General features: G+C 45.3%; 12 protein-coding genes. All 12 read right to left on the minus strand.

Annotation, left to right across the window (positions count from 1 at the left end):
- Position 1: 1 nt before the first annotated feature.
- The 12 genes from JCR24_RS04165 to JCR24_RS04220 all read right to left on the minus strand — a co-directional run bounded on the left by JCR24_RS04165 (position 2) and on the right by JCR24_RS04220 (position 14,815).
- The gene (locus JCR24_RS04165; RefSeq protein WP_033025521.1) at positions 2 to 892 is read right to left on the minus strand and encodes a carbohydrate ABC transporter permease; all 891 of its coding nucleotides are present in this window, start codon (positions 890 to 892) and stop codon (positions 2 to 4) included.
- Between the two features lie 14 nt (positions 893 to 906).
- Positions 907 to 1,854, minus strand: coding sequence for an ABC transporter permease (locus tag JCR24_RS04170; RefSeq protein ID WP_033025522.1), 948 nt, complete (start codon positions 1,852 to 1,854; stop codon positions 907 to 909).
- A 109-nt stretch (positions 1,855 to 1,963) separates the two neighbouring features.
- Positions 1,964 to 3,613, minus strand: coding sequence for an extracellular solute-binding protein (locus tag JCR24_RS04175; RefSeq protein WP_238980134.1), 1,650 nt, complete (start codon positions 3,611 to 3,613; stop codon positions 1,964 to 1,966).
- 470 nt (positions 3,614 to 4,083) lie between these two features.
- Entirely contained in the window at positions 4,084 to 5,079 is a 996-nt protein-coding gene (locus JCR24_RS04180) for an endo-1,4-beta-xylanase (RefSeq protein ID WP_238980154.1), read from the minus strand.
- A gap of 2 nt (positions 5,080 to 5,081) precedes the next feature.
- Entirely contained in the window at positions 5,082 to 7,199 is a 2,118-nt protein-coding gene (locus JCR24_RS04185; RefSeq protein ID WP_238980135.1) for a glycoside hydrolase family 52 protein, read from the minus strand.
- Positions 7,200 to 7,271: 72 nt separating this feature from the next.
- Entirely contained in the window at positions 7,272 to 7,886 is a 615-nt protein-coding gene (locus JCR24_RS04190) for a polysaccharide deacetylase family protein (RefSeq protein ID WP_020279013.1), read from the minus strand.
- A 23-nt stretch (positions 7,887 to 7,909) separates the two neighbouring features.
- Positions 7,910 to 8,956 carry an aldose epimerase family protein gene (locus tag JCR24_RS04195; RefSeq protein ID WP_238980136.1) on the minus strand — a complete coding sequence of 349 codons (1,047 nt, stop codon included), beginning with the start codon at positions 8,954 to 8,956 and terminating at the stop codon, positions 7,910 to 7,912.
- Positions 8,957 to 9,071: 115 nt separating this feature from the next.
- Positions 9,072 to 9,938 carry a carbohydrate ABC transporter permease gene (locus JCR24_RS04200; protein ID WP_238980137.1) on the minus strand — a complete coding sequence of 289 codons (867 nt, stop codon included), beginning with the start codon at positions 9,936 to 9,938 and terminating at the stop codon, positions 9,072 to 9,074.
- Positions 9,939 to 9,952: 14 nt separating this feature from the next.
- Entirely contained in the window at positions 9,953 to 10,822 is an 870-nt protein-coding gene (locus JCR24_RS04205; RefSeq protein ID WP_013145180.1) for a carbohydrate ABC transporter permease, read from the minus strand.
- Positions 10,823 to 10,884: 62 nt separating this feature from the next.
- Positions 10,885 to 12,210 carry an extracellular solute-binding protein gene (locus JCR24_RS04210; protein ID WP_013145179.1) on the minus strand — a complete coding sequence of 442 codons (1,326 nt, stop codon included), beginning with the start codon at positions 12,208 to 12,210 and terminating at the stop codon, positions 10,885 to 10,887.
- 104 nt (positions 12,211 to 12,314) lie between these two features.
- Positions 12,315 to 13,094 carry a response regulator transcription factor gene (locus JCR24_RS04215; RefSeq protein ID WP_238980155.1) on the minus strand — a complete coding sequence of 260 codons (780 nt, stop codon included), beginning with the start codon at positions 13,092 to 13,094 and terminating at the stop codon, positions 12,315 to 12,317.
- Positions 13,094 to 14,815 (minus strand): sensor histidine kinase, encoded by a 1,722-nt coding sequence (locus JCR24_RS04220; protein ID WP_238980156.1) that lies wholly within the window; start codon positions 14,813 to 14,815, stop codon positions 13,094 to 13,096. The genes JCR24_RS04215 and JCR24_RS04220 overlap by 1 nt, the downstream gene beginning before the upstream one ends.
- Positions 14,816 to 15,082: the final 267 nt, after the last annotated feature.

A 15,082-nucleotide genomic window follows, 5' to 3' on the forward strand; every position in this document is an offset into this window, starting at 1 on the left:
GTTACTCTTTTTCCGCCCCCAACACAATCCCTTTCACAAAAAACTTTTGCACAAACGGATAAACAATCAGCATCGGCAAAGCTGCGATGAAGATTTGTGCCGCCTTCACTGTCCGTTCAGATAAGTTTTTCAATGTTTCTGCATCGACGCTCATTTTCGTAAAATCCTGTTGAACAATAATCGTTTGTAAGAACGTAGATAACGGGTAATGTTTCACATCGGACATATAAATCAACCCGTCAAACCATGAGTTCCAATGAAAAACCATCGTAAAGAGCGAAATCGTCGCAATGGCAGGCACCGAAATCGGCAAATAAATTTTCCAAAAAATCGTAAAATGATTTGCGCCATCCATTAAAGCGGCCTCTTCAAGCGATTTCGGCACCGAAGTGCGGAAAAAGTTCACCAGCAAAATTAAGTTAAAGGCGCTGACAGCTGGCGGTAAAATCAACGCCCAAATCGTATCTGTCAACCCGAGCTTCGTCACCACCATATAAGTCGGAACGAGACCGCCATGGAACAACATCGTAAACACGAAAAACCACATGTAGAGCTTCCGACCGCGAAAGGCGTCATCGCTTTTGGACAGCGGATAGGCAGCGCATAACATGACTCCCATGGAAATGACTGTTCCCAATACAACACGCAAAAACGAATTCCAAAGGGAACGCAAAAAATTTTCATTCCCAATCGTTTTCTCATAAGCGTCCAACGTAAAGTCAACGGGCCACAGTCCGACCAGATTAGCGGTCGCCGCTGCACTGCCGCTGAATGAGACGGCTAAAATATGGATGAGAGGCAAAAGGCAAAGAACGGCAATGATCGTTAAAAGAGTATAGTTAAACACCGTGAATAGTTTATAAGACAAGCTTTTTTGGTAGTGATGATGCATAGACCTCCCCTCCCTTAGAAGATTTTATAGTTGGCATACTTATAAGCGAGACGATACCCTGTGACCACGAGAATAAAACTGATGACGGATTTAAACAATCCAACGGCTGTCGCATAACTGAAATCCCCGTTCAAGAGACCGACACGGTAAACATACGTATCGATGATATCACCCGTTTTGTAAACAAGCGGATTGTACAAGTTTAAAATTTGATCAAATCCGGCATTTAAAATGTTTCCGAGCGACAACGTTCCAACCACAATGATGATCGGCAACATGGAAGGCAACGTAATGTAAATAGTTTGTTGCCACCTGTTGGCTCCATCCACGATAGCCGCTTCATACAACGATGGGTTAATGGAAGTAAGGGCAGCTAAAAATACAATCGTGTTAAATCCGCATTCTTTCCACACATCTGTAACGACAACAACGGTACGAAACCAATCGTTGTCTCCAAGAAAGAAAATAGGCTTAACACCGAATATTGATAAAAAACGGTTAACAATCCCCCCTTCAGGAGAAAGCATGTCAATCAAGATCCCGCCCAGAATCACCCATGACAAAAAGTGCGGCAAATACACGATCGTTTGAACCGTCCGCTTAAACTTCATCACGTATACTTCGTTGAGAAGCAACGCAAACGCCAAAGGCACACCGAGGTTAAAGATGATTTTTAATGTTGAAATGACCAATGTATTCCATATGACTTGACGAGCGTCTTCATATTCAAACATCGTTCTAAAATGCTCGAGACCAACCCAAGGAGAATGGAAAAAGCCAAGCCAAGGCTCATAATCTTGAAAAGCCATGACTAGTCCTAGCATCGGAACATATTGAAAAATCAACACAATGATGAGGGCAGGAAGCAACATAACATGCAACTGCCACGTTCCTCTTCTTTTCTGAACTCTCTTTGCTTCCACCGCTGTTGTTTGTCCTTTGACATCGACGGCCGACTGCATACCCGTTTCCTCCTTCCGGCGTCATCTCTTGAAAAAAACAGGTGCGGACATCGATGAGAATTCTCTTTCACAGCTCGCCCCCTGTCCGCACCCTATCATCGTTGAAACGTTACTTTGCTCCTTTTACCGATTGATACCATTCATTCACTTCTTTTGTAATTTCTTTGCCCCCAGATTCTTCCCATTTTTTCACAAAGTCATCAAATGCACTGAGCGGCGCCCGTCCGTAAATGATGTTGGCAAATGTTTCACGTTCCATTTTCGTCAAAAACTCTCCGCGTTTTTGCATCGTTTTAGTGGGCGGACCTGTAAACTCGTTTTCAATGCGGTATTGATTTTGTTGGTTGACGATTGTAGCCGCTTTCATAAACGACTCACCTAAAGATACAATTCGTGTATACTCATAGGCGTTTTTCGGCTGACGCTTCGTTGTATACAACTCCTCGACTAGATCATACAGCATGTACGGAACGGTCGGAATGGCTTCCGTAATGAAATAAGCCCCTGGATCCAATCTTCCTCCTGGAATTTCCTTGTCATCATAAACGGGCTTGCCGTTCTTCATCACATAGTCATAACCTTCCGCCAACCCGTATTTAAAATATTTCGAGTCATTATACACATAGGCGTATGCTTCATCTAGGTATTGGAAGAATTTATCCATATGTTTAAAGTCTTTGCTGAACAAAAACATGCCTGTAACCAATCCCTCGCCACGCCGGCCGATTTTGCCATCCGGACCACTCGGCAGTGGGTATGGTTCCACAACGGCTCCTGGATTATTTTTCAACGCATCTGCGATTGGCCATCCAGCAGCCCAAGGAGGAGCAGAAATGATTCCCGATTTTCCAGCGACAAAGCTTTTGATCGCCGTCTGTTCGTCCAAAATGCCAACTTCTTTGTCCAAGTATCCTTTTTGATACCATTCATTCAGCTTAGCCAACGCTTTTTTCATAGACGGCTGTACCGATCCATAGACAAGTTTCCCATCTTCGCCTTTTGACCATGAACCAGGTTCATAGTTGCCATAAGCACCGAAAATAAAGCTTCCGTCGGCCAACCAAGTCGCCAATCCGTTTTTGCTGGCCAGCGTCAAGCCAATCGTATCCTTTTTCCCATTGCCGTCAGGGTCTTTGTTGACAAACGCGTCCATGATTTTCTCTAGATCTTCGATTGTTTTAGGCGGCTGAAGACCTAACTTATCAAGCCAATCTTTGCGAATCCAAAGCAAGGAGTCAGAACCATTGCCTCCAGAGAACCGCGGAATTCCGTAGCGCTTTCCATCGACAGTCGCCGGATAAAACGCTTCCGGAAATTGCTCATAAATCTTTTTCAATCTCGGTGACGCATATTTCTCAATCGCTTCGTCGACCGGCATCACTTTTCCGGAACGAATTAAATCATTGATCAACTGCCCGTCTGACACTTTAAATACGTCAGGCAGTTTCTGTCCGGATGATAAAGCTAAGCGAATTTTATTGTGATACTGTTCATCGTTTGGAGCTGTCCACAATGTTTTCCATTTAATCCCCAATTCTTTTTCCGACCATCGTGTGATAGGATTGTTGTTCAAATCCTCTCCCTCTCGAAATTTCGTATCATCCTTTAATGTGCGGACAGTTGTAATGGTTACAACGCCATTTTTCTCTTTTGAATCTCCAGACCCACTGGACGAAGAAGATTGACTGTCCGTACATCCCGCAAGCATTCCAACCGCCAGTGCAGTTGCGGTTAAAGCCGCAAACGCTTTTTTTAGCATATTTCTCCCTCCAATCCCATTGTCTCAAAATCCCCCTTGGCTGCGATCACATTCTTTTTGATAAAGAAAACATAACGATTCCCCGTCTCAATCCCCCCTTTCAAGGTTTTATTGGGAAAGCGATTTCAGATCATTGCACCCCAACTCCTCACCGCTCTACAAACATTCTAGTATACTAGTTTGAAACGACGCATCCTACAAAATGGCTGTAATGCCGCCCTCATGATTCCAGACAAACAGAAGAATGAATTCTCGATTGACATCCCTGTTCATATAGTCAAAATGTCAATCAGCTTCATGATTTGCCGTTTGCTTTTCTACTACTAGTATGACTAGTATACTAGTTCTGCTTCCTATTATAATGGAAAGTCCACTTACATTCAATGATTTTCTGAAATCTTTTAATTATTCACAAAGAGAGGAACCCTTATTTGCTGTTCCCCTCTTCGCCGCGACGTGAAGCAATATCATCAGACACTCACTGCCCGCCAAAAAGCTGGTTTCGGTTTATGCTGTTCATCGAACAAAAGCGGCCAGTTTTTTCTCCCCTGCACTGGAAAGTTATCGAGCCATGTATGGTCATCAGCAATTCCCCAAAATGTGACACTTTGAATAACATCGCGATACTCCTTAAACAAAGCAAAAATTTGCCCATACCGCTCTGCCTGCCGTTCGATCATTTCTGACGTTGGAGCTGCCAAATCGGTTCGACGATCGTGAAATTCAAACATGGATACATCGAGTTCCGTAATATGAAGAACAACACCAAGGGACGCATATCGTTCAATGGCCGCACGAATTTCATCAAGCGACGGGCGAGTCAAACTCCAATGCGCTTGCATCCCGATGCCATGAATCGGAATGCCTTTATCACGCAGCGATTTGACAAGTGCAAAAATTTTTTCTCTCTTTTCCGGAAAACATTCATTATAGTCATTGTAAAAAAGCAGTGCATCTGGGTCAGCTTCATAAGCGTAGAGAAATGCTTGTTCCATAAAATCGTCCCCGATGATTTGTCGCCACTTCGACGGCCTCAACAATTCGTCTCCTTCGTCGGCTACCGCTTCGTTGATGACATCCCAACAATATATTTTTCCCTTGTATCGCCGTACAACAGTTGAAATGTGACATTTCATCCGCTCAAGCAACACATCCCGACTGATGAAATGGCCTTGACCATCTTGAAACACCCAATCCGGAGTCTGGTTGTGCCATACAAGTGTGTGCCCTCGAACCGCCATTCGGTGCGAACAAGCAAAATCCACAATCCGATCCGCTTCCTGAAAGGTAAATTTCCCTTCTTCCGGCTGAAGATGCTCAAACTTCATATGGTTCTCTGCCGTAATACTGTTGACATGATCGATCAACAACTGTTTTTGCATCTCGATCGTCACAGGATTGACCGCCGCCCCGATGCGGAAATCATTCGCGAATACATCGCGGAGGGAGGGGAGGGAGCTGTTCATCTTCATTCCCCCTCCTCCAACCATAAAATGCTCGTCACGCCGCGCGGGTAGTATTTGCTGCCGCTGATTTCGCCAGCGATAATTTGGTCGCTCCAACTCCAAATGGAGAGCGTCGGATGCGTGAGCCACGCAACATGAGCCGCATCAGCTCGTTTTCCTTGTTCATCCCATTCCCACCCTAAAATGCGGCGGGCAATAAACTGGCATAAGTAAATTTTGCTCAACCACGAGTTGTTGCTTGTCGAGGAAATTTTCCATCCCCCGTCCGGGAATAGGCAAATTCCTTCCCGCAACACATATTGCAAATGTTGTCGCAGTGCACGAATATAGTCTCCAAAACGTCCGTCTTCTCTTAACGCCTCATGGCAGTTCGTAAAGTAAGGAAACACAAGCCCCTCAATAGCCGGAATGATTTTCGAGTCATTTCCTTCTCCCATCACGGCTGGGATATACCCGTCCTCCGTCACGTGACTGACAATCGTCGCGGCGCATTTTTCCGCCTGCTCCCTTGCCAATGCAGCCAGTTCTTCTTTGCCGACATCGCGGAACAACTTTTCGAGCGCCACATAGGCAGCCCAACATTTTCCTGCCAAATATAAATTGTTGCGCGCCTGGCCGAGGGAAACATCCAAACTATCATACGTTGTGATTTCCGCTCCACCCATCGTGCGGGTGCTGTCAAGCCCCATCACGCCGTTCCGCTTTTCTGGATCCGGATGATCGCGGCGCACCATGCTTTCGAGACATTGTTCCAAGATCGTAAGCCGCCGGTCGCGCCATGCCCAGTCTTTCGTTTGTTCGATGTATACCGCCGCGCAAAGCACCCAGTTGACGAGCTGTTCGTGCGTCATATGCGAAAAGCAGCCGCTGATCCCGTATAGCTCATATGACGAGTAATGCGGACGCGAGAACGTGTTAGCGACTCCCATATCATGAGTGAAGCTGATGCCGCCGGGATATTCCGTCTCATCTCCTGGGAAACGGACACGATCCTCATAGCTGTAGCGCTCGACATAGAAGTCAAGCACATTTTTCACCGTCCACGGATTCATTTTCAATTCAAAAAAGAGCTGGTCGACGGTGAGATCAAACGTATTCATCATCCGGTACTCGCCTTCATTGACGACCCAAATCGGCTTTCCTTCATGCTCAAGCAGTTGTGTATTGCCATAGTAGCTGCGGATCGCGTGCGCCATCATAAACTTTTGATCATCGGAGAGCCATTCTTTTTCAATGAGTTCATTCGAACGGAACGCCTGCTGCTTTAACACCTCGGCCTGCTCTAACGCATAAAGACCGACTTCTTCGATATTATGGAAGAAACGGGTGTAAAAATAAGAGGCATCCATTCCCGCCGTCACACAACCCCCACGATAGAAGCAAACAGCAAATTGATACGTTTTCTTTTCTCCCGCCGGCACATCCGCAATTAATGCACCGACTTTCCCGAGCCCAAACGTCCAGTTTTCTTCGAGAGTCGCCGTTAAGATATCCTCCATGCTAAAATGCAGCGCTGAGCGAACACCCTCATCCTTGGATGCAATGCTCAAAATCCGCCCTTGACCGACCCCGCGCAGCTGCGGGCATGTATCATCGATACGCCGCATGGAAGTATACGGGTCGGTGCCTTCGAATCCGAAAAACGCCCGTCGTGTTCTTGTTCCGTTCGTGTTATCGATCGTCATCTCGACAATGACAGCTGGGACCAACGCCAGCTTAAGCTCTTCCTCGGATGCCGTTTCCGGGTCTGGTACGGCCTTCACCGGTGAATAAATCGTCAACGTCAAGTCCCCGGCTTTCCATGTATCCGTGGCAACGCGAAATTCGCGTTCGATCCGCTCTTTCGCAAATGGAATCAGGATGTTTGGTTTTTGCGGATTCGGATCAGGATTTTCAATGTCATATCGTTTGCTTTCATCCTCGCCTGCTGTTTCCGCGAATGGAAGGATATGATACAGCCCCGGCTCATGCGGCGACTCAACGCCAATAAAGACATTTTGCCGTGGCGGTCGGGCAAGTTCCAAATCTAGTCCTCCGCTTTTTCCTGGGAATCCTAGCGTAAAGCTGGCAAACGCCCCAACCGGCGAGTGATGGGCGTTGAAAAATACATTGGTTGGCATGAATAGCTCACTCTCCCCTTTTCTTACTATGCATGCGATCAATCATCAGAGCATCAGAGAACTGCTACTTTTTCATCTGCTTCCAGCTTGCAGCTCCAACAATTCGCTGACCGTGACCAATTTGTAACCTTGCGAATACAATTCGGATACGAGTATATTGACAGCCTCGATCGTTTGTGAACGATCTCCGAATCCGTCATGAAAGAGCAAGATGCTCCCGTTTTTTATATGGGGGCGACTCTTCCGAACAATATAATCAACTCCTGGTTGTTCCCAGTCTCGGGCATCCGTATTGAGCGCACCAATCATTTGGTAGCCGAAATGGTTGCACATCGAAACAACAGTTGCATTGTAGTCAAGATAAGGAGGACGGAAAATCGTGGGCTTCGCTCCAGTCATCTCGGTAATGATGGCATCCGTCCACTCCATTTCTCTCAAAGCCTCATCTTCCGTTAGAGAAGTGAGGTTAGCGTGAGAATACGTATGATTGCCAATTTCATGCCCTTGCGCCTTGACCGCCTTTACAACTTCCGGATGCTTCTCCATCTGGCTTCCGATCATAAAAAAGGTCGCTTTTCCAGATACTTTCTCCAATATCTCCAATACGTTCAATGTATAAACCGGATTCGGTCCATCATCAAACGTCAGGGCGACCAATTTGTGCGGCGTCTCTACATGTTCAATCATTCCTCTATCTTTCCTCCATTGATTCAAATGATGCCAAATCGATAGACCGTCGTTGATGCTCGCTCTTGGCCAGCCGGCAATACGATCGACGGAAACTGCGGATGATGGATCGCATCCGGCAGCCCTTGCGTTTCCAGGCAGATGCCTAAATATTTCCGCGACGACACGCCGCCTAGATCCAACCCTTCCGGCAGCTGGTTCGATGTATACACCACCACGCCGACCTCATCCGTCTCCACCGTCAGCACCCGCCCGCTCTCCGGGTCGGAAAGCACAATCTCTTTGTCATGATGCCGATCGAGCCAAAACGGATGGTCATAACCCCCGCCGACGAGTTCAATTTGCGGATGCCCGGATTCGACCGCCTCCCGGATCACCTTTCCTTGCCGCAAGTCAAACGGCGTGCCAGCGACATCCAAGATGCGGCCCGTCGGAATCAGCTCCTCATTCAACTCGAGCACACGCGAGCTTTGGATTGTCAACGTGTGGTCCAATATATCGCGCTTGCCGTTGCCGCTTAGGTTAAAATACGTATGGTTCGTCAAATTGACGAGCGTCGTTTTGTCCGAACGAGCTCGGTGTGTGACGATCCATTCGTTGTCATTGTTCAGCCAATATTCCACTTGAACATGAACCGTTCCCGGGTACCCTTCCTCCCCGTCCGGGCTCGTGTACGAAAAGACGACCCCCACCGCACCGTCGCGCTGGACGGGCTCGGCCTGCCAAAGCACGCGGTGGAATCCGTTCGGACCGCCGTGCAAGTGGTTGTTGTTTTCGTTTTTCGCCAGTTGATATGTGATTCCATCAAGTTCGAAGCTCGCCCCTCGAATGCGCCCCGCCACCCGGCCGATTACGGCGCCGAAATAAGGGGCGTTCTCAACATACGGTTCAAATCGTCCAAACCCGAGCACGACGTTTTCGATGTTGCCGTTCCGGTCGGGAACGCGGAGGTCCGTCACGATGCAACCGTAGTTTGTCGTGGACAGTTCCATGCCGTGTTCATTTGTCAACGTAAATAAAAGAACATCTTTTTCGTTGAAACAAGACCATGTTTCTTTCCTAATCCGCAACCTCTCTCCCCCTCTCCAACGATGGAAAAAGCAACGATTTGATCATTTTCATCATACTATATTTCATTTAGTTTGTATATAACACAAACAAACTTAACCACAATCACATATGACATCATCCTTTTACCGAACCGGCAACCAATCCTTCAATAATTCGATCGCTCAAGAATAAGTACACAATCAAAATCGGCAAAATGCTGATCACCAAAGTCGCGCCGATCGCCCCCCAGTCGGTGAGATATTGGCCGACAAAATTATTGACTCCGACTGTGATCGTTTTCCATTTTTCCGAACTAATGAACGTGTTGACAAACACAAACTCATTCCAATTGTAAATCATGTTGATAATAGCTGTAGTCGCAAGAACAGGCGCTGTCATCGGCAATGTGATGCGGAAAAAAATGCGATGAACAGAGCACCCGTCCATTACCGCCGCTTCTTCGATTTCGCGCGGCAACGACTGATAAAATCCTAGCAAAATCATAATCGTAATCGGCAAGTTAAAGGTCGTATACGAAAGGATGATCGAAACGGGGTTATCAATCAAGTTCATTTTATTATAAATATTAAACAACGGAATGAGCGTCGAATGAAGCGGGATCATGTAAGCGATCATAAACAGGGCCAATACAACACCTTTGAATTTCCACTCCATTCTGGTCAAGGCGAACGTGACAAAACTGGCTAAAATCAAAGTCAATACAACAGCGACGATCGTATACCAGACACTATTGAAAAAGTATTGGTTGATCCCTCCATCAAACCAAGCATTTATATAATTTTCCCATCGCGGAGATTTCGGCAAAGCGAATGGAGACATCCCAAACACTTCCTGATTCGTCTTCAACGACAATAAGAATAACCATACTAACGGATACAATTGAAGAAGCGCTACAACAACCAAGATAAAGTAAAGAATTCCCATTGCGATTCGTCGTAAAGGAGAACGAAGCTTGGAATCTAAGATTTTCTTTTCTTTCATGGTCAATTCTCCTTTTATTCTTGATTGACTCTCAACATTTTTTGAATCATCCAGGTCGCTCCCATGCTAAGGATGAGCAACCCAAAACCAATGGCACTTCCATACCCGAAGTTGAATTTCCCAAACGCTTCTTTATACATATAAGAAGCAATCACTTCCGTGGCATGCCCCGGACCGCCTCCGGTCATGACGTAAATCAAATCAAAATATTTCAAAGACCCGACAACGGCTAGAATCACCAATACTTTTAACACCCCAGAAATAAGGGGCACCTTAATTTTGTAGGCAATTTGAAAGGCATTGGCACCATCGATTCTTGCAGCTTCAATCAATTCTTGGGGTACATTGATCAAAGCCGCATACATAATAATGATGTAAAACCCCGCATACTGCCAAACGATCGGGATGAAAACCGAATATAGCGCCATATCCGGATCCGCCAACCAAAGTGGAGTCTCTTTTATCCCAAACATAGACAATAAACTGTTAATCAGCCCATTCATCGGATCAAAAATCTTAATCCAAAGTTGAGCGATGGCGACAGACGACATAAGCATGGGAATAATATAAATTTTTCTAAACAAATTTCCTCCCTTAATTTTGCTCGCTAATATTAAAGAAACGATTAAATAGCCGATCAAACTGAGAACGGAGAACAACGCCAACAAGACGGAGTGCCAGGTGCTCTCCCAAAACAGCTTGTCATGAATAAGCTTTTTATAATTTTCCAAGCCGATGAACTTCATCTGGCCTACCCCGCTCCAATCCATCAATCCATAATATCCCGTCAGCGCAATCGGGATATAAATCAAAAACAAGACAAGGAGAAGCGACGGCAGGACATAAAGAATGATGGCTGTTTTATTGGACATAACATTTTTCATCGCTGATAACTCCTTCTTTACAAATAAGGGGGCATGTGTTGTTCCAGATGCCCCCAAAATTCTTATTTGTTGGCTTCCTCCGCCAACGCGTCATCATGTTGTTTCGCAAATTCTTCTGGCGTGATTTGTTTCCCAAACAGGGCCGTCATTAAGTCATGGTGCAGCTCAGAAACATTCGGGCTTGCTTGGGTGTCAAACCAAGTCGTAATGTTTGTCGCGTTATTGATGTCATGCAAGACATCCAGGTACATCTTCGGTACGTTCAACCCTTCTGTATTCACCTTTGTAGCTGGTAAAATGCCTGCACCTTCCACTGACCGTTTGCCCCATTCTTTGACAAGGTACGCCGCGAAGTCTTTCGCTTGTTCTTTATGCTTTGAATTTTCCGCGACAAACGCGCCTAACCCAGGACCGCCAACATAACTGTTGATGTCCGTTCCTTTGCCGCCTTCATACAGTGGGAATTTAAAGTAACCAACCTTCTCTTTAAACTCTTGCGGCACATCCGGGCTGGTTGTAAAGTTCGGCAACTCCCATGTGGCCGTTAAGAACATGGCTGCCTTTTCGTTTAGGAAATAACCTTTAGCATCATCATTCGAGAAGGCAGTGTTCCCTTTGACAAAGAACCCCATATCCACAAGATTTTGAACTTCTTTTGCCGCTTTGACAATAGCTGGGTCAGACATTTTCACTTTTCCTTGAATGACATCGGTCAAAATCGTCGGGCCGCCAATCCGGTCAGCGAGGTACATAAACCACATCGATGCCGGCCATCCGTCTTTTGAACCGACTGTGGCTGGAATCACCCCATGCTTGATCAACGTTTTCCCAATGTTTTTCAAATCTTCAAAGGTTTTCGGTTCCTGAAGACCATATTTTTTGAAAATCTCTTTGTTGTAGAAAATATACGTGATGTTCATCTCCATTGGAAGCGCATACGATTTGCCGTTAAAGGTATACGCTTCTACCGTTCCAGGTACAAACTGGTCTTTAAATTCTTTTTCGATAATATCATTTAGCGGCGCAAATTGTCCTCCAGTGGCGTATGGTTCGGCAAAACCGTTCGACCACGTCAACCCTACGTCAGGCAATTCATTCGAAGCGGCCAACACTTTTAATTTATCCCGATATTGATCCGGATTTAATACCTCTACATCAATCTGAACATTCGGATGCTTCGCTTCATAGTCTTTAATAATCTCCTCTACAAGATTGTAGTAAGCGGTTGAACTGCCTTTTGGCCAGTCGTGCATAAACTTCAAATGAATTTTCCCGTCTCCGGATTTCCCCTCGCTCGCAGAATCGCTCGACGAAGAAGAACAACCAGACAGCACAATCCCCGCCATCAACATTAGCAAAACCAACCATGTGAACGCTTTCTTTTTCATAAACTTTACCCCCTTCTCTATTCTTTGCTTGCAAATACAGTCTACCATCATCATGAAGGGGGAAAAAGGCAACAACCATTAGGAAAAGTACCAGTATTTTTAGATTACTTTTCTTTTTGACTTTTTCGATAGCTGCTCGGAGTCTTTCCCTCCATTTCCTTAAACAAATGAATAAAATATTTCGCTGTTTTGTAACCGCACTCTTCCGCAATCTCTGATACAGCCATATCAGTCGTCATCAACAGTTCTTTAGCTCGCTGCATTCTTCTTCTTGTGAGATATTCGCTGAATGTGAGTTTCATTTGTTCTTTAAACAGCGTGCTAAAATAGCTTGGATTCAAATGGACGTGCTCCGCCACTTCTTTTAGTGATATATCATCTTTTAGATGCCGATCAATAAACTGGATGGCCTCGCGAATCGGTTCACGAGTTTGGGGGTGACGGTCAAGGGCATCGATGAGTTTATCGTCAATCAATTGTTTCATCACTCGTTCCCTTTCCTTTTGCTCGGAAACGTGGATCGCTCTTTCTACCGCTTCGAATAATTCGCTTTTTTTCACCGGCTTCAACAAATAGTTTAATACACCAAGGCTGATGGCTTTTTGCGCATAATCGAAATCAGGGTAAGCAGAAATGAGGATCACTGCCGGAGAATCGTCTTTTTCTCTCATTTCCTCTAACACATCAAGCCCGGTAATTTCCGGCATCCGAATATCTGTCAATAACACGTGCACCCGCTCTTGCCGCAAAATGTCAAGCGCTTCTTGGCCGTTGGCAGCCGTTATGATTCGGTGTTTGCCGGAGGCCCATTTTTCCAACAACCGCTTCATCCCTTCCCTCGCCCTCGGCTCATCATCCACAACTAAAATGGTCTTCTCATGCATCATTTTTCACCTCCGTTAACGGGAATTCGAATCGTGACTTTTGTGCCTTTGTTTTTATGGCTGTCAATCGTTATGCCATCGCTCGTTTCTTTCTTGTAATAAAGTTGGAGACGTTTTTTCACATTATACAATGCCATTCCTTTTCCTTTCGCTTCTCCTGTATGCATAGCCTGTTTCACCGCCTCGAGCCTTTCTTCATCCATTCCAACTCCATCATCTTCCACCATGATCTCCAGATGACGATCCGAAACTGGCTTGACAGCCACGATAATGGTACAAGGGGCTGACCGGTTTTCCGAACCATGCACGACCGCGTTTTCGACTAACGGTTGAATCAACAGTTTTGGGATTTTGACATTTTCCCATTCCTCAGGCAGCGACAAATGCCACTTGATGCGATCGCCAAACCGAAATTTGATAATGTCCATATAATTTTCGATATGGCGAAATTCTTCTTTCAATGTAACCCAATCATCGTTCACATTTCGGCTGATGGTGTAGCGAAACAGCTCTGACATGGACACAACGACATCTGCCAACTCTTCTTCTCCCTTTTCTTCTAACGACCACCGCAGCGACTCCAACGTGTTGTACAAGAAATGAGGGTTGATTTGCGCTTGAAGCGCTTTCAATTCACTTTGGCTGCGAACAATCTCTTTTTGATACACCATTTTGATCAAATGATTCGTTTCTCTCACCAATTGGTTATAGGTGCTATTCAGCTCCCTGATCTCATTGACCGTAACCATCTTCGGATCAACTGTTAATAACCGCTCATTCGCCAGCCGCATCGTTTTCGTTAATTGAACAATCGGCCGTGTAATGATGGTCGAGAGAAGCAGCGAACATAAAAAGTAAACAAGCATCCCGATAATGCCAGCGAAAATGATCCCAAACCGAATGCTGTTCACTCCCTTGGTCAGGGCACTGACAGGCGTTAATATGAAAACGGTGAACCCTTTGTTGGAAGACTGCTTTGTTACCATGTATTCGGTTTGATTTATTACCGTTGCTGACCGTTGATTTAATGAAGATACATCAGTTAAGCTGGAATTATTTGAAAAAATAACCTTTCCTTCCGGATCGGAAACCAATACGTATTGCCCCGTGTTCACCTCAGTAATCGCGAAATACGGCTTGTAAATTCGCACAAGCAAGTATCCCCCGTTGGCAAAATGACGCTCCATCAACGTAATGCGCCGTATCGCTAAATAAAATTGCGGGTTTCGCGGATCTTCTCCGATCCATACAAGTCTGCCTTTCGCGCGATCCGCTTCATAAATCCATTTCACGTTGAGACGTTGAAACATCTTCATAGAACTGTCTAGGGGAAACACTTGCTTTAAATCTTCTGTATAGAGCTCGACAGAGTAAATGCCCTCAGAGTTGGCTTGGATATTATTAACCACACTTTTTAACCTTTGCAATTCTGGAAACGTCACTTTCTCTCCCGCATGGATTCGTTCGAATAATCGCTGGACTTCTTGATTGGTCATCACAAACTTTGTCGCTGTATTCAACTGTTCAAACAATGAATCAATCCGACCGCTCGCTTCAATAGCTGTCTGCTTGATTTGGTTTTCAGCGTTGTTCCGAATCAACAGGGACACTTGCTTGAGCGTGATCATGCTGACGAGAGACAGCACAATCACCATGACAAATAGGAATACGACCAATATCTGATTTCGCAACGTGTTCCATTTTTTTAAGTAGCTAAGCATGGCGATGTCCCTTCCTAATGGAAAAAGAGTATGTGAAAGACAAATCTCTTGGTTCATCACCAAAAGATGTACTTGACTTTTAAAGACAAACATGATAGCAATGTTGCTCAAAGAGATGTGTGGTATAAAAAGGAAAAATGCTGTTTTGATTTTCTTTATCATAATCGTCTTTCTTTGTCAAGTACACTTTGTGGTGAAGAGCCAATCTCTTTAATTACTAGTATAGTGGCTTCCAAATAATTTGTATAGAACACAAACAAAGATTGT

The sequence above is a fragment of the Geobacillus sp. YHL genome (assembly GCF_022341265.1).
GTDB lineage: Bacteria > Bacillota > Bacilli > Bacillales > Anoxybacillaceae > Geobacillus > Geobacillus thermoleovorans.

Bases quoted from the DNA above. Each gene is read 5' to 3' on its own strand.
- JCR24_RS04165 (WP_033025521.1), bottom strand. From the start codon at position 892: ATGCATCATCACTACCAAAAAAGCTTGTCTTATAAACTATTCACGGTG.
- JCR24_RS04170 (WP_033025522.1), bottom strand. From the start codon at position 1,854: ATGCAGTCGGCCGTCGATGTCAAAGGACAAACAACAGCGGTGGAAGCA.
- JCR24_RS04175 (WP_238980134.1), bottom strand. From the start codon at position 3,613: ATGCTAAAAAAAGCGTTTGCGGCTTTAACCGCAACTGCACTGGCGGTT.
- JCR24_RS04180 (WP_238980154.1), bottom strand. From the start codon at position 5,079: ATGAACAGCTCCCTCCCCTCCCTCCGCGATGTATTCGCGAATGATTTC.
- JCR24_RS04185 (WP_238980135.1), bottom strand. From the start codon at position 7,199: ATGCCAACCAATGTATTTTTCAACGCCCATCACTCGCCGGTTGGGGCG.
- JCR24_RS04190 (WP_020279013.1), bottom strand. From the start codon at position 7,886: ATGATTGAACATGTAGAGACGCCGCACAAATTGGTCGCCCTGACGTTT.
- JCR24_RS04200 (WP_238980137.1), bottom strand. From the start codon at position 9,938: ATGAAAGAAAAGAAAATCTTAGATTCCAAGCTTCGTTCTCCTTTACGA.
- JCR24_RS04205 (WP_013145180.1), bottom strand. From the start codon at position 10,822: ATGAAAAATGTTATGTCCAATAAAACAGCCATCATTCTTTATGTCCTG.
- JCR24_RS04210 (WP_013145179.1), bottom strand. From the start codon at position 12,210: ATGAAAAAGAAAGCGTTCACATGGTTGGTTTTGCTAATGTTGATGGCG.
- JCR24_RS04215 (WP_238980155.1), bottom strand. From the start codon at position 13,094: ATGCATGAGAAGACCATTTTAGTTGTGGATGATGAGCCGAGGGCGAGG.
- JCR24_RS04220 (WP_238980156.1), bottom strand. From the start codon at position 14,815: ATGCTTAGCTACTTAAAAAAATGGAACACGTTGCGAAATCAGATATTG.